Here is a 20,927-nt window from a genome sequence, read left to right as displayed (position 1 = left end):
AAATTACTTGAGAAAAACACCTCAATAGGTATCTTTTCTGTGACTAAAGCTCATGGATGTCATGCCCAGGATCAACGCTCTTCCGTCTCTTGCCCTGATGCGCAGTTTTGAAGCCGCAGCGCGTCACGAAAGCTATACCATGGCGGCAGAGGAACTGGGCGTTACGCAGGGCGCGGTCAGTCGTCAGGTGCGCGAGTTGGAGGCGGCAATAGGTGTTACGCTGTTTCGCCGCGTTGGGCGGGCCGTTCGGCTGTCAAAAGCAGGGCGCGCTTTGCGCGAGGAACTGGCCGGCGATCTTGAACGACTGAGCGGTACAATCAACCGTGCCATTGCCGCTGGGGACGGCGCCACCCTTTTAACCATGGCAGTGTTGCCCACCTTCGCGACGCGATGGCTGGTGCCCCGCCTGGCCGATTTCAAAGCGTCACATCCAGAGATCGTACTGGACCTTCACTCCTATACGACGCCGTTTAGTTTGGAAGAGCGGCGCGTGGACGTTGCCATCCACTTTGGCCATGATGACTGGCCGGGTGCCGCGCTGCGCAAGCTGTTCCCGGAGCATCTGGTGGTCACGGCTGCGCCTGCACTGGTGGGCAGCGCTGGGCTTGACGAAAAACAAGATGTGTTCGATCTGCCGCTATTGCATCTCACCTCACGGTCCGAGCAATGGTCAGACTATCATGACAGCCTGGGATTGGGTGCGCGCGCTGTGTTTCCGGGGATGCGCTTTGATCAGTTTTCGATGCTGATCGAGGGGGCCGTTGCCGGGTTGGGGGCTGCGATCCTGCCGTCTTATCTGATCGAGGCCGAGTTGGCCTCGGGAGCCCTAGTCGAGATTGGTCAGGTCGCGAATGTGTCAGGCAGCGCGTATTACGTGGCTTTCCCAACCGGGCAAAAAAACGAAGCTGTTCAGGTCTTTTCGGATTGGTTGATAAAGCAGTCAAAGCACCGGCGATCAGCTGGCTAGCTGAATGGATCAAAATGGCCGCGCCGGGGTCTTCCTACCCGATGCGGCCAGTTCTTGTTTGCTTGAGAGGCTACTCTTTTACGAACAGCGCGGGCCTTAGATGTCGAACTTTACACCCTGCGCAAGCGGCAGTTCCGCTGAGTAGTTCACGGTATTCGTTTGACGGCGCATATACGCTTTCCACGCGTCCGAACCGCTTTCACGTCCGCCCCCGGTTTCCTTTTCACCGCCAAATGCCCCGCCGATTTCGGCCCCTGATGGCCCGATATTGACGTTGGCGATGCCGCAATCGGATCCGGCCGCGGTCAGGAACTGCTCGGCCTCGCGCATATTCAGGGTGAACACGCAAGAAGACAGCCCCTGCGGCACATCGTTTTGCAGTTCGATGGCCTCGTTGAAATCCTCATAGCCCAAGACATAAAGGATAGGCGCAAATGTTTCGGTCTTCACAGTATCGGACTGCCCGGGCATCTCGACGATCGCAGGTTCCATATAGACACCGCCGGGGACACCTTCGGTCACACAGTTGCCGCCGAACACCTTACCACCTTCGGCCTCTGCCGCCTTCAGCGCAGCTGTCATGGCTGCGCCCGAGGCTTCATCCACCAAAGGCCCAACCAGCGTGCCTTCGGCCATCGGGTCGCCGATGGGCAAACCAGAATACGCTTTCTTTAGGCGGGCCACCAATTCGTCCTTGATCGAGTTGTGAACGATCAGGCGGCGTAAGGTTGTGCAGCGCTGACCTGCGGTGCCAACTGCCGAAAACACAATGGCGCGCACGGCCATTTCCAGATCTGCCGAGGGGCCAACGATCATCGCGTTGTTACCACCCAGTTCCAGAATGCACTTGCCAAAGCGCGCCGCGACGATGGGCGCCACCGCACGACCCATACGCGTCGAACCGGTTGCCGAGATTACGGGTACATCTTCGCTTGAAACCAGAGCCTCGCCCAAAGCCGCGCCACCGATCACGGTCTGCAACAAACCGTCAGGGGCATCGCCAAAACGGGCCAGAGCACGTTCAAAGATCTTCTGGCACGCCATTGCAGTCAGCGGTGTCTTCTCGGACGGTTTCCAGATCACCGGATCGCCACAGACAATCGCCAGCGCCGCGTTCCACGACCAGACCGCAACCGGAAAGTTGAAGGCCGAGATCACACCTACCGGCCCGGCAGGGTGCCAGGTTTCCATCATCCTGTGCCCCGGACGCTCGGATGCGATGGTCAGTCCGTAAAGCTGCCGCGACAGGCCAACGGCAAAATCGCAGATGTCGATCATCTCTTGCACTTCGCCCAAACCTTCGGAGGTGATCTTACCAGCTTCCCAGCTCACAAGCGCGCCAAGATCGTCTTTGGCAGCGCGCAGTTCTTCACCCAGCAGCCGGATCAACTCGCCCCGCTGCGGTGCGGGCACCACGCGCCAGGCTTTGAACGCAGCTTGCGACCGGGCGATGATCGATTTCATCTCAGCGGCGGGCGTTTCATGCACGTCGGCCAATACACGACCATCTATCGGAGACGTCACCTGCAAGGTGCCGCCGGTCAATTCAGCCACAGTCAGGTCCAGTTTCGAAAGTGTGGTTTCTGCAGTCATTACAACGTCTTTCATGTCTCAGGCCGCTTTGTTTTGAGGGGTTGCATCACCAGCGCGATAGAGCGCGCCAAATTCAGTATTCAGGAAGTCGGGCAGCTTCACCTGCTCTTGCCGGACAAAGCCTTTCGAAGGCAGCGCACCCGTGCGCATCAGGTCGACAACGCCCAGAACGCCTGCGGCTGTCGTGACCTGAATAGCGCTCCAGGTCTGGCCGCTGATGTCACGGGCAAAGCTTTTGTTGATCAGTGATTTTTCACGCAGCGCGCCGTCGATCATGCCCTTGGCTGTGCAGTAGACCAGAACAACGTCCTGATCTGTACGGGGCAGGGCGGATTCAAAAATCTCTTTCAGCAAATCGCGGCGACGTTCCAGGCCCAGATCATGCAGCAGCAGTTTCAGAATGTCACAATGGCCCGGGTAACGGATCGACCGATACGAGACTGACCGCGCCTTGCCTTCAAGCGTTTCGGGCAATGTACCCAGCCCGCCCGAAGTGTTGAAACATTCGTATTCCACGCCGTCATGCCCCAGAACCTCGTAGTCTTCCAGCGGCGCGGTTTTGACCCGTTGGCCGTTCACGATGGCATCGCAGGGGTTGCAATACTCGTTGATCAGCCCGTCAGTTGACCAGGTCAGATTGTATTTTAACGCGTTGGTTGGATAGAGCGGCAGCGCACCGACCCGCATATGCAGGCTGTCGATTTCGTCAAATTCGGCGGCCAGAGAAGCGCCCGCGATACCAACAAAGCCCGGCGCCAACCCGCATTGCGGCATGAATGCTGTCTGGCTGCCCTCGGCCAAGGCGCGCACAGCGTTCGTGGCGGCCACATCCTCGGTCAGATCAAAGTAATGCGCGCCTGCCTTTTGAGCCGCCTCAGCAATCTTTGGTGTCAAAAAGAAGGGAGCCGCCGAGATTACGGCATCAAAGCCCTTAAGACTTGCGGCCAGACTATGTGTGTCGCTGGCGTCGACTTGCTTGGTGGGCACACCAAGCTTTGCAACTTCTGCCAGTGATTTGAGGTCGTGATCCGCAACAGACACGGTGTAATTTGGCGATGCTTTCAGTAGGGTCGCGATCATCTGCCCGATTTTGCCTGCGCCTACGATACACACATTCCAGGACATTACTGTCTTAGCCTCCCAATTTATGCCTCACTTAACGATGGTTCGAAGGCTGTTCGGGTGGCAGGGTGAAATGTGACGAAACGTACAGGTATTCTGTCGTTATGACGGATAATTCGGAGTTATGACGGATCAGAGACGGGCATCTGGGGTGCTGCCTGAAACGGAGATCGAAGGCTAAAACACGCGAATATCTGACATGGTGCGGATGGCGGCCATGTCCTGCGCGTAAAGCTCTGTAAACGCGTCAAATATGTCCGTGTTCCACCCAGGCAAATCCAACTCTTCTTCAACCAGCTCGGGGCGCGCTTGATCCTCGAGGACTTGCGCCAATTCTTCGCGTTGGCCTTGTATATCCAAGGGTGTGCGCCGCCCAAGGATCTCCTGCACTTGTCCTTGTCCTGCGTCGGTCAAGAGCGACGTCAAAAAGGAGTACTCATCGGGAAGGGGTGTCTCGCTGGGCAGCCCTGTCATAGCCCGGACAATATCACCCCAGATCAGAGGTAGATTTTCGTTTTCCCATACGGTCAGTTTAAACTGAGGCGCAAGTTCGCGCAGGTCTTCAATCATGCTGAGCCAACTGAGACAACTGAGGTCAGTGCTGGCCAGAATATCCCGCCGATGGTCTTCGTGAATGGACATCAGTGTTTTGGGAATGAAAATTCCAGGGTTCACCAGCCCGACAAACAGCTCTAGCTGCGCACCTTCCAAGAGGGTTTCAGTAAATGCCGTCCGCCTTCCCGCAAAAGGATAAATCTGACCATGTTGCAGCGCAGTCCGTCGAGGCCCAAAGAACTTGTCGCTCGACAGAACTACACGCTCCAGGTTGACGTCTTGTGGAAAAAGAGGGGCCAGACTGTCCCGCGTTTCGTCGATCGATGTGCCCTGGGTCAGCGCGTCCGACATGATCTTGACGAATTGTCGGGACATCCGCGGGCCCATCGGAGCAGTCTTCATCTCTGCCAGCATCTGTCTGTTTGCAACAAGCGACGACAAAATGTGGCCTTCATCGGTAAAGGCTGCACCGGCATGAATGATTACCTGCATGTCGACTTCCGTACCCTCACATACAATACCCAACCTCGCACATGTCCTTCGCTGTACCAGACGTATGTGGGGTTTCTGCCTGAGTGGTTTTTGCACTTTCTCAGGAAAACCGACAATACCTTAGTTCAAGCTGAAAATGAGGCTTGCAGTCCCCCGCCAGAGGAAGTAATCGACTGCCAGTGCCCCTATAGCTCAGCTGGTAGAGCAACTGATTTGTAATCAGTAGGTCCGCGGTTCGAGTCCGTGTGGGGGCACCACTTTAACATCCAGTTGCGTCCGATTTTGACTGATAGTAGCTTGTAGTTGCAGGGTTTCTACCGTCGGATTGTCCGATGTTGTCCTGCCACGTGCGCTGTAATCTACCCCCAAATGGGGTACCAAATTGGGGTACATGCCACCTGGTGACTGGAAGGTACCCCCAATGCCTGTCTTGAGCGACGCACGGATTCGGGCTCTGAAACCTAAGGAGAAGCCCTACAAGCAGGCCGATTTTGACGGGCTTTATTTGCTGGTGAAGCCGAACGGTTCGAAACTCTGGCGCTTTAAGTATCGTTCGGGGGCATTTCGAGGGTGAGCACGGGCTTTTTGACCGCTAGATCGACCGCTGAAGGGACAGCTTACGAGACCGCTGAGGACCCGCTGACGAGACGTTCCGGGTGCTGAAGACTGGTCGCTGGTGCTGGCGGGGGGCGGAAACTTGTAATGGCGCTCTGTGTCCCAGTTAACAGAACCTCTCGTTCACCCAAGTTAACGTAAGGTCATCAATGGGAGGTCGCAATGCTTCGTAAGGCTTCAAATACCTGGCACACTCGCACCGAACGCGCAGTAACCATGATACACCCGGTTGTGCGTATCTTGCGTCATTGCACCCAGATGCAACGCCAAGTGAACCGCTACCACTGAATTCGAGTGTGGGTAGGCCGACCGGCTGACGACTGTTTGTTGACGTTGATGAAGTGGCCGACCGTTGGCGCAGAAGCAGACGTTCGAGCGGGCAACGGCGAAGGACCGTATCGAGCCCGAAGCTGCCATTAACTAAGCTACTAAATGCCGCCATGCAGAGGAGGCCTGCCTCGAACCCGCAGCTTCTGTAACCTAAGTGCAAAATAGTGTTTCTGGAGAAGTCGCAGCGGTCTCCGGCAACCGCAATTTAAGCCAATCAAAATGTCAGTCGCGCTCGTAACCCAAGAACGGTCACCGCGCTGTCGCTTGTGTTGAATGCAGGGTTGTCTAGGTACTGGATGCTTGGCGTAATGGCAAAGTTCTGAGCGATTTGCCAGCGATAGAAGGCTTCGATTGCGACTTGGTCTTCATCTGACTTTGGAGGGCGACCCCAACTAGCTCCCAAACCCACTTCACTGGCACGGAAAATTCCCTTGGTGATGCCAATTGCTGCATATCGTTGATATGGTGTGCTTGCATCTTCGTTTGCCCAAGCAAGTCGGGCAAATGTTCCAATGCGTGAGTCTTCAAACGCGTAGCTACCTGTTAGGCCCAGACCATAGTTGTAATCGTCGGTGTGCCAAAGAGCAACATGAACATTGTTAAAGAGAAATGACGCATCAGACACGCTTTGATCGGTCCAACCAAACTCGAGCGCTTTAAAGAAGTCACCGTCACCAAGAGTATCGAAGCTCAAGCTGTCGTATTGGCCATTGGCATCCATGATCATGCCAAGAACATAGAGATTGGTTCGAGGAATGCCGATATACCCAGAAATTCCAAACGAACCAGCTGACGGATACCCTATTGTAGGGTTCAATATTATACTGTTGCTCTGGAACGACGTAAGGTTGTCAGAGTATGGCGTAATGTCGAACTGTGAGAATGCACTCATGTAGCCGACACTGAGCTCGATCGGAGCATCGCCAGCGTCCAGTCGCTGGCGCCATTTCAAAACCGTGATACCCCATTGTTGATTAGACCAGTCGGGTGCGCTTGTTCCGACCCATCCAAAGTTGGCTGCAAGTTCTTCTGGAGCCAGAGCCGTGCCAATCCGGTGGCGGTTTTCAACTCTGAAGTCCAACGTGCCTTTTCTGGAAGGATCGTATCGATTCAGCAGGTCCCACGAAAAGAAGGCCCGGAAAATCCCACCAGTTGCGTGAGTGTCACCTACAGAATTGTCGGACCACTGCGTGTTAAAGCTGTAATCGAAACCTAGATTGAAGCCGTAACGTTCGGCCAGACGGGCTTTCCAATCCAACCACGGTTTCAGCGCATTATCGATTGCAGGGAAATCGAATTCGGCCTCTCTGGCTACTTCAAGTTCCTCCAGCGTTCCCTCTACCGAGGTGGGAGCAGTTGGAATTACCGGTGCTGAATCGGTGGTGTTTCCAGCATCCTGCGCTCTCAATTCAAAAGGTGAAGCTAACAGAGTAAGTGTTAACAGAGTTAGAAGTGTGAAAATGCGCGAGGAAGCCACACTTGCACCTTTCGAATTTGGCTCTTGTGTACGAAATAGTTCGGTCACGATCAGATACCTGCTTTTGTACCCGACGACCAAATCGACCGCCGGGGGCATTTTTTTGATCAGATAATCCCGAGGAAAGGCTTGCGCAGCGTTCCTTCGTAGACCCATTTAGTTAGTGTCGTGTAGTCCCAGACAGGCATGCGCACTGCGTCCTGAACTTTGTAAGCTGCGGGCGGCAGTTCAGTGCATTCCAAGAGGATACATTTAACTTCCGGGTTGTTTGCGACCAAAGTCTTCGCGCCTTCTACGATCTCATTCTCAAGCGCGAGCATGTTGTAACTACCAGTGAGTTGCAGCACGTTTTGCATTTCAGGACCATTCTCTAGGCCTTGGATAACGAGCCGCTCGGCTTTCTGCTGCGGGGTCACGCCACAGTTCTCTATCGCAGGCGAAGCAGCAAGTGCCTCACCGTTGGCGGTCACGATGCCAACTTTTGAACGTGCCGGTAGACTTGCAATCATGGCAGGCAGTTGAAGTAGGCTGGAGGAAAAAAGTGGAGTATCGATTTGCTCGGCTATCGCTTGTTGGTAGGTTCCGTAGAACCCGCAGTTCGCCATGATCGCACGAACTCCCTGCAACTCTAGCCATTTCGCGGCCTTTACCATTTCACTAGTGAAGGACTCGGTCGGTTCGGGAGCAAGAATGTCAAAGACATTCGGGGGAACGGCTTCCCGGTAAAGCATCGGAAAGTCGAAGGTAGTCGCATTGCCCATGTTGCCTGGTGCCATCGGCAAATACGCTCGGGCTTGAATAAGACCGATTGTTACGCCTCCGACGTTGCGGCCGAACCACCAGTCAATATTGGCATCTTTTCCTGCCGTAAACTCTGGAACATAATAGTCACTTGTACGTTCTTCCGGTGGCGCCAATTGTTCGGATGGCGTCGCATACCAGTCGGGTGTTTCTGCAGGAGGATCGGGGGTGTAGAGCGCTTGAGCTTGAGCGTCTCGGGTGGCTGCAACAAAGCCAGCGGCTAGCGCAGCGGCGCTCCCTGCTTTAAGAATATCACGCCGGATAAGCGAACTTGGTGCATCATCATCTGGTCGGATGTCAGCGTCTGTTGTTTCCTTGATTTCTTGGAAACGAGCTTTCGTGTCGTTCGTGTTTTTAGGATACTCGGTCACGGTGAGTCCTCCGTTTGGCTAAGAGCGCGGTGTCAGAAAGGGTCGCTGGCGGTAGCCGCAACGAGACAGATTGTGAGGTTAACTCTGACAGTTCTGATCGCGTTCGGTCTGACGATTTCGATCAAGGCAACACGATTGTTGACGGAAATCGTCAGCGTCGCGACAATAGTTCATATTTTTATGTCAAGATGGCTATGTGGATCATGGACCCTGCATATTCCGGGGATCAGGCATGAGCGGTCCAACGCAACCCCTGATCCGGCTGGCAACTGGCAAGCCAGTGCTTACAGCGCTGGATGCTGTATATGATCGCTCAGACGAATTACTTACTCGGATAGGATTGGCCAGAGAGTCCTTCGATGATCCTGAAGTCTTCGTTCATGCAATCGTTATGTATCAGTTCTTTGAGGAAGTTGCAGCCGCAGCTGAGAACCCATTCTTCTTGGCGGGAATTGGCAAAATGATTGCAAGATCGAAGTGGCCACCGCTGGTTGAGGCAGCGGACTGTGCAATCACGTTAGGATCGTTTCTTACCAAGCTGGTTGTGGTGGCAACCGATCATTCGAGCTCCACCGAGCATCACTTGGACGTTAGTGGCAAGTCTGGTTTCGTGTTTGGTCGCAGATACTACGATACGCCGTTCATACCAGCCCAAATAGATGGGTTCTTCGCGGCGATGTTTGGAGAAATTATTAAGAGATCTGTTGGCGAAAAATGGAACTCCGATGATGTGATGGTCACTATAAGTGACCCCAGAGCTCTTCCGATTGAATTTCTTGGATGTACTGTTTTGGCTGGAGATCGCCGCGGACACCAAATCGCGTTTCCGGCTGTCTGGCTAACGGAGCCATTCTCAGCCGATGACTTTTTCAAAGGTCCGACAGAGCAATCTGGAAAGTCGCCACCTCCGAAACGGGCAATATTCAGCGTCCGAGAAGCACTCAAACCGCACATTGGGGTGCAACTGGTAAATAACGAAGTCGCCGCGAGTATCTGTGGTCTTTCTGAGCAGCAACTATCTCGCAGACTGCGTAAGGAAGGCACAAGTTTGGGCAAATTGATTGCTCAATTGAAATGTGAACACGCAGAAAGGCTTCTTACTGAACAGAATGCCAGCGTTGCCGAAGTCGCGGATGTGCTTGGGTATTCCGACGCCACTAGCTTCGCTCATGCTTTTCGCAGTTGGACTGGAAAAGCACCGAGCGATTTAAAGAAACAAATGGATGAATAAGCGCCTCGACACCCAGTACTTGGGGCAAAACTGAGGTCAAATATCGCCCGAAGCCCAAAAGGGAGCCGTTACACTTGAAACCAATTGTTGCGGTGCAGCTAAAGTTGGGTTTGTCCGCAAAGCGGCCGTTCACGCCATGTAGAGCGAATGCCCGCTTCGAGCCACGGAACGGACGTTTGAACCAGTTATGGCGACCGGTTATGTCGTGTCAGTCCCGTAAATATCGCACTTGCGTCAGAATCCTGCGCGCGGTTCTTTGAAAGTCTTTTGTCGGAGAATGACCAAGTTCACGGCAGTAGCGCTCACTAAACACTATTTCCACATACTCTGCCGTCTTCGATTTTGTTCGCGATCCCAAACAAATCAAAGTGTAACCTTCCATGGCAAAGGTTTTGCCGATGTGACCGGGCACTCCCTTGTCTGTAGACTTCCATTGGAACCCACCGCAAATCTCACCGGCTGGAACGAAACCACTGGGAAGCGATGAGGTGCTGGAACTCACTACACGGTCGTTCCGCTCCTCTGCGGTTTCTGAACGGCGCTCTGCAACGATGTATGGAAGGATTTGGCGAAGGAATACTTTTCTTTGCTGATCATCATGTGTGGGGTGATCATACGGTATCGAGCCATCTTGCAGCACTTGGAACACAATAGAATGATACGGACTGCCAAGCTCTTCTTTGGCCGCAAATCCGCTCTTCAAGAAGCTCACTGGTTTGATAGATGGCGGTAATACAAATTCCCAGTGGTCAGATTTGTATTTTATCTGCCTGGTTTCGGCGTAAGAGCCCCCGGACAACCCCGTACAAAGCAGAAACAGTGCAAAAAACGTCAGTGGCCAAATGTTGCTCTTGAGTAACATCGCCTCTCCACCCTTGTCTCAAGCTGTGCTTATCATGCCTTTTCTTAACTGGCGTTGATGTGCATCAAGAGGGTGGAATTCCAACATGCCATAACGGGAAAAACAGCGGCTTTGTACGCATAGAATTCGTTCAGCCACCCTCAACCAAAGTCCGCTTTGGAAAAAAAGAAAGCAAAGCGCAGATCCCCCGGCAACCCGCTAAGGGCCGCCGAGGGAAAGTCATCAGGGTGGTCTTCGGTTAGGCCGTGTCCGCGATCAAGCGCTCCGGATGTAGATCGAACTTCGCTTTCACGCGGTCCAGCATTGTCTTGGTCGATCCGACCTCTGCCTGCCGGATTGATCTGGTGCCTTCCACGTCGACTATAACCCCGTGATCCGTGTCGATCAGGTAATTGTCGGAATAGCTGAAGAAAGCAGGACCTTTGCGGGCCGCGGTCCATTGGCTGGCAGGGTCAGAATGCGAGGTGAACTTGGGCTGCACCTCGCTCGCAGCTCCGAAAGCCGCCTCATCCAAAGTGTCGAGATATTCGCGGACCGCACGAGGCGCTTCTTCTGGATCGATGGTTGATGCATCCCATTCTTCCTTTGGCGTTGAGTTTTGTTTGTTTGCATCGGCTTCGATCAAGCTGGCATCGATTGCCATGCGCTGACCGCTGACCAGACCTTCTTCGATGCACCGCGCGACAGTCGTTTCAAACAGGTGACGCAGAAGCTCACTCTCCCGGAAACGCCCGTGTCGGTTCTTGGAAAACGTGGAATGATCCGGGATACGGTCGGTCAGATCGAGGCGGCAGAACCATCGATATGCCAGGTTCAGATGCACCTCTTCGCACAGCCGTCGCTCAGAGCGAATGCCGAAGCAATAGCCGACCAGCAGCATCCGGATCAGCAGTTCAGGATCGACCGATGGACGACCAGTGTGGCTGTAGAAATCCGCGAGATGCACTCGAATGCTGCTCAAATCGACAAAGCGATCAATCGAGCGCAGCAGGTGCTCTTGGGGAACGTGGTTCTCCAATGAGAACTCATAGAACAGCGACGATTGCGCTTCCAGCTTCGGTCCCATCATCGCCAATCCTCCCGCCCATTGGAAGAATTGAATCAGCAGTTCATGCGTCGATCAAGGAAGAGTTTTTCAACAAAATAGGCGAAAAGCTGACTTTCGCTGCGTCTGCAAACAGTAGGAGCCATCGAGGCGAAGCAGAAATTCAGTCTGTGCCATGGCAGCCAAATTAGTTGGACTAACAGAAGGACATGCATGGTCGAGATTTCGTGACATCCGTTAGACTGTAAGCAGGCGGGTCCTGTGCATCGTCGACTCGCCGCTATTATGGCTGCCGACGTCGTTGGGTGTTCGTCGTTGATGGGCAGCGACGAAGCAAGGGTATTGTCCGCTCTCTAAACTCTGCGTTCAGAGATTTTGATCCCGAAATTGCAAGACATTAAGGGCGACTCGTCAAGTTGATGCGGGATGGTGCTCTTGTCGAATTTTCTTCGGTTGTCGCTGCCGTAACCAGTGGCGTCGAGATACAGCGGGCAATGGCTGAGTTTCCACTATCCCGCGATGACATCCTGTCGCTGGACGCCCAGCCCCTCAATCCCCAGTTCCATTTTATCGCCTGGCTTCAGATAAGTCTGAGGTTCTTGCCCCATACCCACGCCAGGCGGTGTTCCTGTCGAAATCACGTCCCCGGGTTGCAGCGACATAAACTGCGATAGATGCGCAATGACGGTTGCCACACCAAAATGCATCGTTTTGGTTGAACCATCCTGATACCGGTGCCCGTTCACCTCAAGATACATCGGCAGGTTTTGCGGGTCTGGCACCTCGTCTCTTGTCACCAGCCAGGGGCCGATTGGGCCAAACGTATCGGCGGACTTTCCCTTGACCCATTGACCCGAGCGATGGAGCTGAAAATCTCGTTCTGACAAGTCGTTGACCACGCAATACCCGGCTATGTGATCCACGGCTTCGGCCTCGGATACGTATTTGGCCTCTTTGCCGATGACCACGCCCAGCTCCACTTCCCAGTCGGTTTTGACCGAGCGGCGCGGGATTTCGACCGTATCGTTGGGGCCGATGATGGCCGAGGTGGCCTTGAAGAAAATCACTGGTTCAGCAGGGAGTTCCATGCCGCTTTCTGCCGCGTGATCGGCATAGTTCAGACCTATGCAGATGAATTTGCCGACATTGCCAACGCAAGGACCAATGCGTGGATCTCCATCTACCACCGGTAGGCTGTCCGCATCTGTTGCCCGCAATTTCTCAAGAACTGTGTCGCCAAGTGTGTCGCCCGAGATGTCATCGATAACGCCGGAAAGGTCACGCACTGAGCCGTCCGACCCCAAAATACCGGGTTTTTCAGCGCCCTTGGCACCATAACGTAGCAGTTTCATTGTGAGGTTCCTTCCTGCTCAGATCGTCCAGCCGCCATCAATGGCAAAAGGCTGACCCGACGTGTATTTGCTTGCATCACTGGCTAAATACAGAGCCAGTTCTGCGATCTCTTCCGCGGTGCCAATTCGGCCCATCGGCTGACGGGCAATGAAATCAGTCATTGCCTTTTCGTAGTCTCCCGTGTCGCGCAGCCTGTCATGCAGGCTTGGGCTGTCAACGGTGCCGGGGCAAATCGCATTGCATCGGATGCCTTGAGTTACGAAATCGGCGGCCACGGATTTGGTCAGGCCAATTACCGCTGCCTTTGATGCACAATAGGCAAATCGGTTAGGTACGCCCTTTATGGATGATGCGACTGAAGACATATTGATGATTGACCCACCGCCGACTTCAAGCATTCCCGGAAGGGTCAGGCGGATCAGTCTGAACATGGCTTTGACGTTGAGGTCAAAGCTGAAGTCCCAATCCTGTTCTTCACACTCAAGGATAGAGCCTCCCGCAACATAGCCTGCGCAGTTAAACAGAATGTCCAGATTCGGCAGGTCGGCCGCAGCGGCTGTCACAGCTTCATTGTCTGTTACGTCCAGGTTGAGCTGTTCGATACCCGCGATGCCGCCCAATTCGGTTAGAGAAGCATCGTTGATGTCGCTGGCGATCACGCGTGCGCCTTCGGCCGCAAACAATTCGGCGGTTGCGCGGCCAATGCCTTGCCCGGCAGCTGTGATTAGGGCGGTTTTGCCTGCAAGCCGGTTCGATGGTTCGAATGTCGTCATTGGTTGCCTCGCAGTTTCTCGGGTAGAAGATCCGTTGGGATGTCCTGATAACAGACCGGCCGCAGAAAGCGCCGGATCGACAATGTGCCAACGGATGTTGCGCCAAAGTTGGTTGAGGCAGGGTAGGGGCCGCCGTGAACCATGCTGTCGCACACTTCAACGCCGGTCGGGAAGCTGTTGGCCAGTAGGCGGCCCGCCTTTCGTTCCAGCAGCGGAAGCAGCGCCTGAGCGTCGGGTCTGTCGCCTGCGTCCAGATGCAGTGTGCAGGTCAGTTGCCCCTCGATGGTGCGCGCGATCTGTTGCATTTGAGAGGTGTCATTCACGTGCACGATAATGCCCAATGGTCCGAAAACCTCTTCCTGCAGCTTGTGGTCGGCCAGCCAGTCATCGCCGGAAACAGCGAACAAGTAAGGCGCGGCATCGCGTGTCTCGCAACTGGTGCCCATGATCTTGGAAACACCTGTTCCGGCGGCGATGCGCGAAACGCCGTCGCGATAGGCTGCCGCAATTCCATCGGTCAGCATTGTCTGGTCAGCCACCGAAGACAACCCGGTCTCAGCTGCGGACTGAAACGCCTCAGCATCAGGCCCATCAATGATAACGGCAATGCCGGGATTGGTGCAGAACTGACCGGCGCCCATCGTCAGCGAAGCGGCCCAACCTGTGCCGATCTCGGCCCCTCGCGCGGCCGCTGCTTGCGGCAAGATAAACATTGGATTGACCGAGCTCAGCTCGCCAAAGAACGGAATGGGTTCATCCCGCTGCGCGCACAAATCAAACAATGCGCGTCCACCTCCAAGGCTGCCAGTGAAACCTACGGCCCGGATCAGAGGATGTTGCACCAGGCGCGTGCCCACGTCCCGTTTGCCGCCTTGAACCAGTGAAAACACTCCGGGATGAACCCCGGTCGCCTTGATGGCGGCGTCGATGGCCTGCGCCACGATCTCGCCCGTGCCGGGATGGGCCGAATGACCTTTAACGACAATCGGACATCCTGCGGCCAGTGCCGCGGCGGTATCGCCCCCAGCAACCGAGAAGGCCAATGGGAAGTTCGACGCGCCGAATACCGCAACAGGCCCCAGCGGGCGCTGGATCATGCGCAAGTCGGGGCGGGGCAAGGGTGCGCGATCCGGCATCGCCGGGTCATGGCGCATGTCCAGATAATCACCCGCTTCGATGTGATCGGCGAAGAGGCGCAGCTGGCCGACGGTACGGCCACGTTCCCCCTGCAGACGCGCCTCGGGCAAGCCGGTTTCCTGAGTGCCAATCTCGGTAATGGCATCTCCACGCGCGTCAATCTCCTCCGCGATTTTGCGCAGAAATGCGGCGCGCTCGGCGCGCGAGGACCAGCCGAAAGTGGCAAACGCTGCCTCGGCCGCTTCTACTGCGTTATCGACCAATGTCGCTGTCCCCACAGAAAAGTCATGGCTTGGTCCATGCGCAGGTTCGGATGCAAAAGTCGCATCTGCGCCGACCCATTCGCCGGCGATCAGGTGTTTTCCAGATAACATATTCGTTCTCACTTACAGCAGGCCGCGATGGGCGAGGTTTCGCATCAGGTGTGACGCCCCAAACGTCCATTCCGGGCATTCCGTCGACAGGCGCACGGTGTTGGTCAGTGCCCCAAGTTGTGCATTGGCGATGGTGACGACGTCGCCAAGTTTGTGTGTGAATCCACCGCCTGGGGTATCCCGGTCCTGGGTTGGGGCGAAGAGTGTGCCAAGAAACAGCATCAGCCCGTCAGGATATTGGTGGTGGCGTCCGATTGTCTGCTTCACAAGATCGGCAGGATCGCGGCTGATCTGGGACATCGATGAGCTGCCGTTCAGGACAAACCCATCCGGCCCGGTGACGGTCAGCGTCAGCTCAGCTTGACGTACATCGTCCAGTGTGAACCCAATATCGAACAACCGGATCATCTGTCCGATCGCGCAGGAGGCGTTGTTGTCCTTGGCTTTGCTCAACAACAGAGCTGAACGTCCTTCGACATCGCGCAGGTTCACATCATTGCCCAGCGTTGCGCCTTTGATCTCGCCTTTTGAGGTAACGGCCAGTACAACTTCGGGTTCGGGATTGTTCCAGGTTGAAACGGGGTGCAGTCCAATATCTGCACCGAAGCCGACTGACGAAAGTACCTGCGCCTTTGAAAACACCTCGGCATCGGGGCCGATCCCGACTTCCAGATACTGGCTCCAGAGGCCTTCAGCTATCAGTGCTTCTTTTACATCTGCGGCGGCGTCCGATCCCGGTACGATGTTGGAAAGGCTGTCCCCGATCCGGTCTCCGATGCGCGCGCGGATGGCATCGGCTTTGGCAGGATCGCCTGCGGCCTGTTCTTCGATCACACGTTCGACCATGGAGCCCGCAAATGTGACACCGCAGGCTTTAACCGCCTGCAGGTCGCACGGCGCGAGCCATTGGTGGTCGGCGTCAAAAGGGCCGATTTCTTCACCTTGTGCATTGCGCACATAGTCTGTCGCGTCTTCGCGTTCCAGAATGTCCCGGACGGTTGGTGCCGTTTTTGACGTTATATCGACAACCTGCCCATTGCGCAGGGTTACCACGCTGGGCCCAACCCCTGCACGCTCAACACGGCCGAGCCACAGCCCGTTTGGTTCCAATGTAGGTATGGTCATTTTAATCCCTGAGGTTATAGGCGCGGGTGGCATTGCCACCCATGATCGCCTGGCGTTCGTCGTTGCTCAGCTGGTTCAGGAGCGTATCGGTGGTTTCACACCAGCGCTCGTAGCTGCTGGCCAAGGTGCAAACCGGCCAATCGCTGCCCCAGATTAGACGCGACGGGCCGAAAGTGTTCAGCAGGTGATCCACGTAGGGGCGCAGGTCTTCGATCGTCCAATCTGCGGCAGCCTCGGTCACGAGGCCGGACAGCTTGCACCATGCGTTTGTATCCCGGGCCAAGGCCGACATGTTGTCGGACCAATCATGCAAGATTGCGTCTTTGATCAACGGTTTCGACCCATGGTCGATGACCACACGCAAGTCGGGGTAGCGCTGAAGAAGTTGTCTGAGCGGGCCCAGATGTTGGGGCAAGGTCAATGCATCGAATGTCAGGTCATACCGTTGGACAGCCTCGAAAGCTGGAGGCAGTGTGTCGCCGAGCATCCACAAAGGATCAGCAATGTCCTGTATCATCGGGCGAAGGCCAACCAGTGCTGGGTGGGCGGCCAAAGCAGCAATTTGCACGCCAACATCAACGGCTTCAAAATCAACCCAGCCGACAACACCTTTGATAAACGCATTTTGGTCAGCCAGCGAGAGCATGAATTTGGTCTCTGCCACTGTGGGTGCCGCCTGGACAAGGACCGTGCTATTGATCCCGGCAGCTTTGAGCAGGGGCATTAGGTCGTCTGGCGTGAAATCTCGGTAGATCGTGTCCAGAGCAGGCGTCAGCCAGCCATAGTCGCCGCGCGCCAAAGCCCAGAAATGCTGATGCGCGTCGATTCTCATCCGATCACACCCTTTTTTAGGATGATGTTGCCATAAAGCCTGCGCTCGCCTGTCTGAACGATGGCAAAAGCGTTGGCTGCACGGTCGTAGAATGCAAACCGTTCCAAGCCCTGAACTTTGGCCGGGTTGTCGGCAGTCTTGTCGATGATACTTTGAAAGTCCGCGACTGCGTCGGGAACCGCCTCCGGGTCGCCGACAACCTGCATGGTCAACGCCGGATCAGGAACGAAGGTGTCCAGCGGCATCACGGACAAAACAGCTTGCAACACTTCACTGGCCGAAGATCCATCCGCCCGGATGCAGTTCGGGCCGCTACTGGAACCCGGGAAGTTCGCGTCTGCTATGACGATTTCATCCCCGTGACCCATGGCCCTGAGGGTGTACAGGAGCTCCGGCGACAGGATCGGGTCGATGTTACGCAGCATCGGCGGCCTCGCTTGGCAGAGGCGCGTCCGGTCGGATCAGACCTTCGGATCGTAGATCCGACCAAAGACCAGGAGGAATGTCGCGCTCCATCAAGGCCACATTGGACTGGACTTCGGATGCGTTGACGGCTCCAGGCACCACTGTTTTGACGCACGGATGACCCAGAACAAATTGCAACGCCGCAGCGATCAACGGTGTGTTGTGGGCCGCGCAAACTGCTTCGATCTTACGGACCCGGTTTAGAATGTCTTCGGGCGCGTCTGCATAATTGTATTTAGCGCCGGGCACAGCTCCAGTGGCGAGAACGCCTGAATTGTAAGGTCCCCCGAGGATGATCCCGACATCGCGCTGCTCACATAATGGCAGGAAACTGTCGAGCGCTTCCTGCTCCAGCAGGGTATAGCGCCCGGCCAGCAGGAACCCGTCAAAATCCCCCAGTCCAAGCAGCCTTTCGCAGACCTGCCATTCGTTTACGCCCGCGCCGATTGCAGCGATCTCGCCTGCGTCGCGCAGTTCGGTTAGCGCTTTATAACCCCCGCCATCAAAAAGCTCGCGCACCTTGGCGTCCGACATTTCCTGGCTGCCCTGGCTGAAGACACAGACATCATGCACCAAAAGAATGTCAGAGTTGGCTACACCGATCCTGTCGCGGCTGGCCTCGTAAGACCGCATGACTCCGTCATAGGTATAGTCGAACACGATCCGTTTCTGTGGCACATCGACGAAGGCTTCGGGTGTCACCTCATGCGGTTCGCAATCCAGTAACAAGCGACCAATCTTGGTTGAGAGTTGAATGTTCTCGCGACCGAACCGGTCGATCGCCTGCCCAAACCGATGTTCTGACCGGCCAAGTCCATATTGCGGCGCGGTGTCAAAAAATCGGATGCCTGCATCATAGGCGGCCTGCAACGCCGCCTGCGCGTCCTCATCCGAGACTTTGCGATACAGGTTCCCCAACGGCGCCCCGCCAAAACCCATGCGGGTCAGGGGAACAGGCCGTGTGGTACGGTTGTTCAGTAATTCTGTCTGGGAAACGATCATCCTGCCTCGCTATTCGACTGTGGAGTAAGGTTGAACAAATCGGGATTTTGCTTTTCCAGTTGTTCGATGCGCGGCATCAACTGCCCAAGATGGGTACGCATAGCGTCCTGCGCAGCCTGTTCGTCGCGATTGCTTATTGCTTCGAAAATCGCCCGGTGTTCTGCCAATGTCTCAGCTATTCGGCCGGGTGTCGGCAGCAGCAACATACGGGCGCGGCTGACCTGCAACGATACGGTTTGCGCAACGTCCGCAAGACGGCGGAATCCGGTGAACTCCATCAGTAAGCCGTGGAACTCTTCGTCTGCCTGATAAAAGCCAGGGATGTCCTCATCCTCGATCAGCAGTTCCTGCAGACGCATGTTGCGGCTCAACCGTTTGCGCTGATCGTCGGTCAGATCGCGTGCGACCTTCGCGACGGTTGCAAGCTCAAGCGCCTCGCGCAGGAAAGCGCCTTCGCGAATTTCATCCATCGAGAAATAGGACACGCGGGTGCCGGATTGCGGCACCACATCCACCAGCCCTTCGGAGGCCAGACGCGCGATCGCGTCGGCAACAGGTGCTCGAGATACGCCCAATCTCTCGCACACTGGCGCCTTCCGGAGATTCGCCCCGGGAGGGAAATCAAGCGAGAGAATCGCCTGTTTCAAAGAGTGGTGAACCCGTTGAGTCAGTGGCCCTTCGATAGTCGTGATCTCGGGCAGCAGCGCAGCATCAATATCTTGGTGTTTGTTCATGCTGAGCAATTTAGCATTCTAACATGTTAGTTGACAAGTAGTGATTTTGGATTTAGCAACATTGGCCAAGCAAGCGGGGAAGAGATGCAAGCACACGGCGGCATAGATGTTTTGGAAGAGGCGACGCGCGACGTCGTGAAGCTTAATCCGCAGGACAATATCGTCATTGCTTTGCGCGACCTGCAGGCGGGTGAACAACCAGCGCATGTTCCAGTGCCCTTGACCGCGTCTGTCACCCGCGGTCACAAGATTGCGGTGTCATCAATCCAGGCTGGCGAAAACGTTGTTCGCTATGGCCAGATTATCGGGCAGGCTAAATGTGATATCGCACCGGGTGAACATATCCACGTGCACAACCTTGGCATGGGGGCGCATCAGCAAGACTACGCACATGCCAGCGCGAACGCGCCACTGCCTGCTCTGACTGAAGAGCGGACATTCGACGGATACCATCGCACCGACGGTAAGGTGGGAACCCGAAACTACATCGGTATTCTGACCACCGTGAATTGTTCGGGGTCCGTGGCGCGCTTCATCGCTGAGGCGGCGGAAAAATCCGGGCTGCTGGACAGCTTCCCAAATGTGGATGGCGTGGTGCCTATTGTGCATGGGACCGGCTGCGGAATGTCCGGCAAGGATGAGGGTTATGCCACCCTGTTCCGAACCCTGTCCGGGTACGCCCAGCATCCGAATTTCGGGGGTATCCTGCTGATTGGTCTGGGGTGTGAGGTCATGCAGGTCGCAGACCTGGTTGGCGGTCGTCCAATCCGCGCTAACGGTGCCCTGCGCTACATGACTATTCAGAATGAGGGCGGAACGCGGCGCACAATCGAGCGGGGGCTCGAAGAACTGCGAGGCATCGCCGAACTGGCCAATCAAGCCGAACGCGCCCCCGCTCCGATCAGTGCCATTACGGTCGGCATGCAATGTGGCGGCTCGGACGGATATTCGGGGATCACTGCGAATCCCGCGCTGGGGTATGCCTCGGATCTGCTGGTGCGCCACGGGGGCACGACGATCCTGTCGGAAACCTCGGAAATCTACGGGGCAGAGCATCTGCTGACGCGGCGGGCCGAAACGGTCGAAGTTGGTGAAAAGCTGATCGAACGTATCCACTGGTGGGAGGACTACACCGCCCGCAACTGCGGTGAGATGGACAACAACCCGAGCCCCGGCAACAAGCGCGGTGGCCTGACAACCATTCTTGAAAAATCGCTGGGAGCCGTTGCCAAAGGAGGCACAGCTCCTCTGCGCGACGTCTACAAATTCGGTGAGATGGTAGACAAGCACGGGTTTGTCTTCATGGACAGCCCCGGTTTTGATCCGTGTTCGGTGACCGGACAAGTGGCCTCGGGCGCGAACCTGATCGTGTTCACCACTGGGCGCGGGTCGGTGTCCGGATATCAGCCGACGCCTTGTATCAAACTGGCCACCAATTCCGAGATGTATGCCCGAATGGCCGACGATATGGACCTGAACTGCGGTGACATCGTGACCAACGGGATCAGCATCGAGGCAAAAGGCGAAGAGCTGTTTGAAATGCTCATCCGCGTCGCCTCGGGAGAAAAGACCAAAAGCGAGGAACTTGGCTTTGGGGGCGTTGAATTCGTCCCCTGGCAAATCGGCGCGGTGATGTAAACCGCGTTGGGCCCAAGGGAGAGGGGCACATGG

The 20,927-nt window shown here is 55.7% G+C and carries 18 protein-coding genes, 1 tRNA gene and 1 pseudogene; 5 read left to right on the top strand and 15 right to left on the bottom strand.

All coding sequences use genetic code 11. From position 1 onward, the window contains the following. Positions 1-61 precede the first annotated feature (61 nt). Complete coding sequence (locus GOV85_RS05485) at positions 62-967, top strand: LysR substrate-binding domain-containing protein (protein WP_209940322.1); 906 nt, start codon at positions 62-64, stop codon at positions 965-967. Positions 968-1,063: 96 nt separating this feature from the next. Here the strand turns inward: GOV85_RS05485 and GOV85_RS05480 are convergent, their stop codons facing one another. The 3 genes from GOV85_RS05480 to GOV85_RS05470 all read right to left on the bottom strand — a co-directional run bounded on the left by GOV85_RS05480 (position 1,064) and on the right by GOV85_RS05470 (position 4,729). After that, entirely contained in the window at positions 1,064-2,560 is a 1,497-nt protein-coding gene (locus tag GOV85_RS05480; protein ID WP_371732354.1) for an aldehyde dehydrogenase family protein, read from the bottom strand. Positions 2,561-2,578: 18 nt separating this feature from the next. After that, entirely contained in the window at positions 2,579-3,685 is a 1,107-nt protein-coding gene (locus GOV85_RS05475; protein ID WP_171175769.1) for a saccharopine dehydrogenase family protein, read from the bottom strand. A 174-nt stretch (positions 3,686-3,859) separates the two neighbouring features. Continuing rightward, positions 3,860-4,729, bottom strand: a complete 870-nt coding sequence (locus tag GOV85_RS05470; protein ID WP_171175767.1) for a hypothetical protein — start codon at positions 4,727-4,729, stop codon at positions 3,860-3,862. Positions 4,730-4,910: 181 nt separating this feature from the next. Here GOV85_RS05470 and GOV85_RS05465 point away from each other — a divergent pair. Together GOV85_RS05465 and GOV85_RS05460 are read left to right on the top strand one after the other, a co-directional pair. Further along, positions 4,911-4,986, top strand: a tRNA-Thr gene (locus GOV85_RS05465). Positions 4,987-5,120: 134 nt separating this feature from the next. Continuing rightward, positions 5,121-5,303 carry an Arm DNA-binding domain-containing protein gene (locus tag GOV85_RS05460; protein ID WP_371813572.1) on the top strand — a complete coding sequence of 61 codons (183 nt, stop codon included), beginning with the start codon at positions 5,121-5,123 and terminating at the stop codon, positions 5,301-5,303. Between the two features lie 585 nt (positions 5,304-5,888). Here the strand turns inward: GOV85_RS05460 and GOV85_RS21760 are convergent. Both GOV85_RS21760 and GOV85_RS05450 read right to left on the bottom strand, forming a co-directional pair. Next, positions 5,889-7,199: a carbohydrate porin gene (locus tag GOV85_RS21760; RefSeq protein WP_170469991.1), complete on the bottom strand. Its 1,311-nt coding sequence runs from the start codon at positions 7,197-7,199 to the stop codon at positions 5,889-5,891. Positions 7,200-7,258: 59 nt separating this feature from the next. Continuing rightward, positions 7,259-8,323 carry a hypothetical protein gene (locus tag GOV85_RS05450; protein WP_170645259.1) on the bottom strand — a complete coding sequence of 355 codons (1,065 nt, stop codon included), beginning with the start codon at positions 8,321-8,323 and terminating at the stop codon, positions 7,259-7,261. Positions 8,324-8,555: 232 nt separating this feature from the next. On the opposite strand from GOV85_RS05450, the gene GOV85_RS05445 reads away from it, so the two are divergent. Then, on the top strand, positions 8,556-9,554 hold the full coding sequence (locus GOV85_RS05445; RefSeq protein ID WP_170469997.1) for an AraC family transcriptional regulator: 999 nt from the start codon (positions 8,556-8,558) through the stop codon (positions 9,552-9,554). Positions 9,555-9,762: 208 nt separating this feature from the next. On the opposite strand, the gene GOV85_RS05440 is transcribed toward GOV85_RS05445, so the two are convergent. From GOV85_RS05440 to GOV85_RS05395, 10 genes and pseudogenes are all read right to left on the bottom strand, one after another. After that, entirely contained in the window at positions 9,763-10,416 is a 654-nt protein-coding gene (locus GOV85_RS05440; protein WP_171175763.1) for a hypothetical protein, read from the bottom strand. A gap of 241 nt (positions 10,417-10,657) precedes the next feature. Beyond that, a pseudogene (locus GOV85_RS05435) lies at positions 10,658-11,485 on the bottom strand (transposase); the annotation flags it as partial. A 485-nt stretch (positions 11,486-11,970) separates the two neighbouring features. Then, positions 11,971-12,813: a fumarylacetoacetate hydrolase family protein gene (locus GOV85_RS05430; protein ID WP_171175761.1), complete on the bottom strand. Its 843-nt coding sequence runs from the start codon at positions 12,811-12,813 to the stop codon at positions 11,971-11,973. 18 nt (positions 12,814-12,831) lie between these two features. Further along, a complete protein-coding gene (locus GOV85_RS05425; protein WP_171175759.1) occupies positions 12,832-13,587 on the bottom strand; it encodes an SDR family oxidoreductase in 756 nt (251 codons plus the stop codon). Beyond that, positions 13,584-15,098 carry an aldehyde dehydrogenase (NADP(+)) gene (locus tag GOV85_RS05420; RefSeq protein WP_171175757.1) on the bottom strand — a complete coding sequence of 505 codons (1,515 nt, stop codon included), beginning with the start codon at positions 15,096-15,098 and terminating at the stop codon, positions 13,584-13,586. Before GOV85_RS05420 ends, GOV85_RS05425 begins: the two co-directional genes overlap by 4 nt. Positions 15,099-15,110: 12 nt before the next feature. Beyond that, positions 15,111-16,223, bottom strand: a complete 1,113-nt coding sequence (locus tag GOV85_RS05415; protein WP_171175755.1) for a fumarylacetoacetate hydrolase family protein — start codon at positions 16,221-16,223, stop codon at positions 15,111-15,113. 1 nt (position 16,224) lies between these two features. Next, positions 16,225-17,055, bottom strand: a complete 831-nt coding sequence (locus tag GOV85_RS05410) for an amidohydrolase (RefSeq protein ID WP_171175753.1) — start codon at positions 17,053-17,055, stop codon at positions 16,225-16,227. After that, entirely contained in the window at positions 17,052-17,480 is a 429-nt protein-coding gene (locus GOV85_RS05405) for an RbsD/FucU family protein (protein ID WP_171175751.1), read from the bottom strand. The genes GOV85_RS05410 and GOV85_RS05405 overlap by 4 nt, the downstream gene beginning before the upstream one ends. After that, positions 17,470-18,522, bottom strand: a complete 1,053-nt coding sequence (locus tag GOV85_RS05400; protein WP_171175749.1) for an aldo/keto reductase — start codon at positions 18,520-18,522, stop codon at positions 17,470-17,472. The genes GOV85_RS05405 and GOV85_RS05400 overlap by 11 nt, the downstream gene beginning before the upstream one ends. Beyond that, complete coding sequence (locus GOV85_RS05395; protein WP_171175747.1) at positions 18,519-19,256, bottom strand: GntR family transcriptional regulator; 738 nt, start codon at positions 19,254-19,256, stop codon at positions 18,519-18,521. The genes GOV85_RS05400 and GOV85_RS05395 overlap by 4 nt, the downstream gene beginning before the upstream one ends. Positions 19,257-19,340: 84 nt before the next feature. On the opposite strand from GOV85_RS05395, the gene GOV85_RS05390 reads away from it, so the two are divergent. After that, on the top strand, positions 19,341-20,894 hold the full coding sequence (locus GOV85_RS05390; RefSeq protein WP_171175745.1) for a UxaA family hydrolase: 1,554 nt from the start codon (positions 19,341-19,343) through the stop codon (positions 20,892-20,894). The last annotated feature ends 33 nt before the right edge of the window (positions 20,895-20,927 follow it).

This window comes from Ruegeria sp. HKCCA4633 (assembly GCF_013034605.1).
Classification (GTDB): Bacteria; Pseudomonadota; Alphaproteobacteria; order Rhodobacterales; family Rhodobacteraceae; genus Ruegeria.
This window is presented reverse-complemented; position numbering and strand designations above follow the sequence as displayed.

Excerpts from the sequence above, each read along its gene's own strand:
- GOV85_RS05390 (WP_171175745.1), top strand. The coding sequence starts at position 19,341 with ATGCAAGCACACGGCGGCATAGATGTTTTGGAAGAGGCGACGCGCGAC.
- GOV85_RS05470 (WP_171175767.1), bottom strand. The coding sequence starts at position 4,729 with ATGCAGGTAATCATTCATGCCGGTGCAGCCTTTACCGATGAAGGCCAC.
- GOV85_RS05445 (WP_170469997.1), top strand. The coding sequence starts at position 8,556 with ATGAGCGGTCCAACGCAACCCCTGATCCGGCTGGCAACTGGCAAGCCA.
- GOV85_RS05460 (WP_371813572.1), top strand. The coding sequence starts at position 5,121 with ATGCCACCTGGTGACTGGAAGGTACCCCCAATGCCTGTCTTGAGCGAC.
- GOV85_RS05440 (WP_171175763.1), bottom strand. The coding sequence starts at position 10,416 with ATGTTACTCAAGAGCAACATTTGGCCACTGACGTTTTTTGCACTGTTT.
- GOV85_RS05425 (WP_171175759.1), bottom strand. The coding sequence starts at position 13,587 with ATGACGACATTCGAACCATCGAACCGGCTTGCAGGCAAAACCGCCCTA.
- GOV85_RS05400 (WP_171175749.1), bottom strand. The coding sequence starts at position 18,522 with ATGATCGTTTCCCAGACAGAATTACTGAACAACCGTACCACACGGCCT.
- GOV85_RS05420 (WP_171175757.1), bottom strand. The coding sequence starts at position 15,098 with ATGTTATCTGGAAAACACCTGATCGCCGGCGAATGGGTCGGCGCAGAT.
- GOV85_RS05430 (WP_171175761.1), bottom strand. The coding sequence starts at position 12,813 with ATGAAACTGCTACGTTATGGTGCCAAGGGCGCTGAAAAACCCGGTATT.
- GOV85_RS05410 (WP_171175753.1), bottom strand. The coding sequence starts at position 17,055 with ATGAGAATCGACGCGCATCAGCATTTCTGGGCTTTGGCGCGCGGCGAC.
- GOV85_RS05405 (WP_171175751.1), bottom strand. The coding sequence starts at position 17,480 with ATGCTGCGTAACATCGACCCGATCCTGTCGCCGGAGCTCCTGTACACC.
- GOV85_RS05415 (WP_171175755.1), bottom strand. The coding sequence starts at position 16,223 with ATGACCATACCTACATTGGAACCAAACGGGCTGTGGCTCGGCCGTGTT.
- GOV85_RS05480 (WP_371732354.1), bottom strand. The coding sequence starts at position 2,560 with ATGACTGCAGAAACCACACTTTCGAAACTGGACCTGACTGTGGCTGAA.
- GOV85_RS05475 (WP_171175769.1), bottom strand. The coding sequence starts at position 3,685 with ATGTCCTGGAATGTGTGTATCGTAGGCGCAGGCAAAATCGGGCAGATG.
- GOV85_RS05485 (WP_209940322.1), top strand. The coding sequence starts at position 62 with ATGCCCAGGATCAACGCTCTTCCGTCTCTTGCCCTGATGCGCAGTTTT.
- GOV85_RS05395 (WP_171175747.1), bottom strand. The coding sequence starts at position 19,256 with ATGAACAAACACCAAGATATTGATGCTGCGCTGCTGCCCGAGATCACG.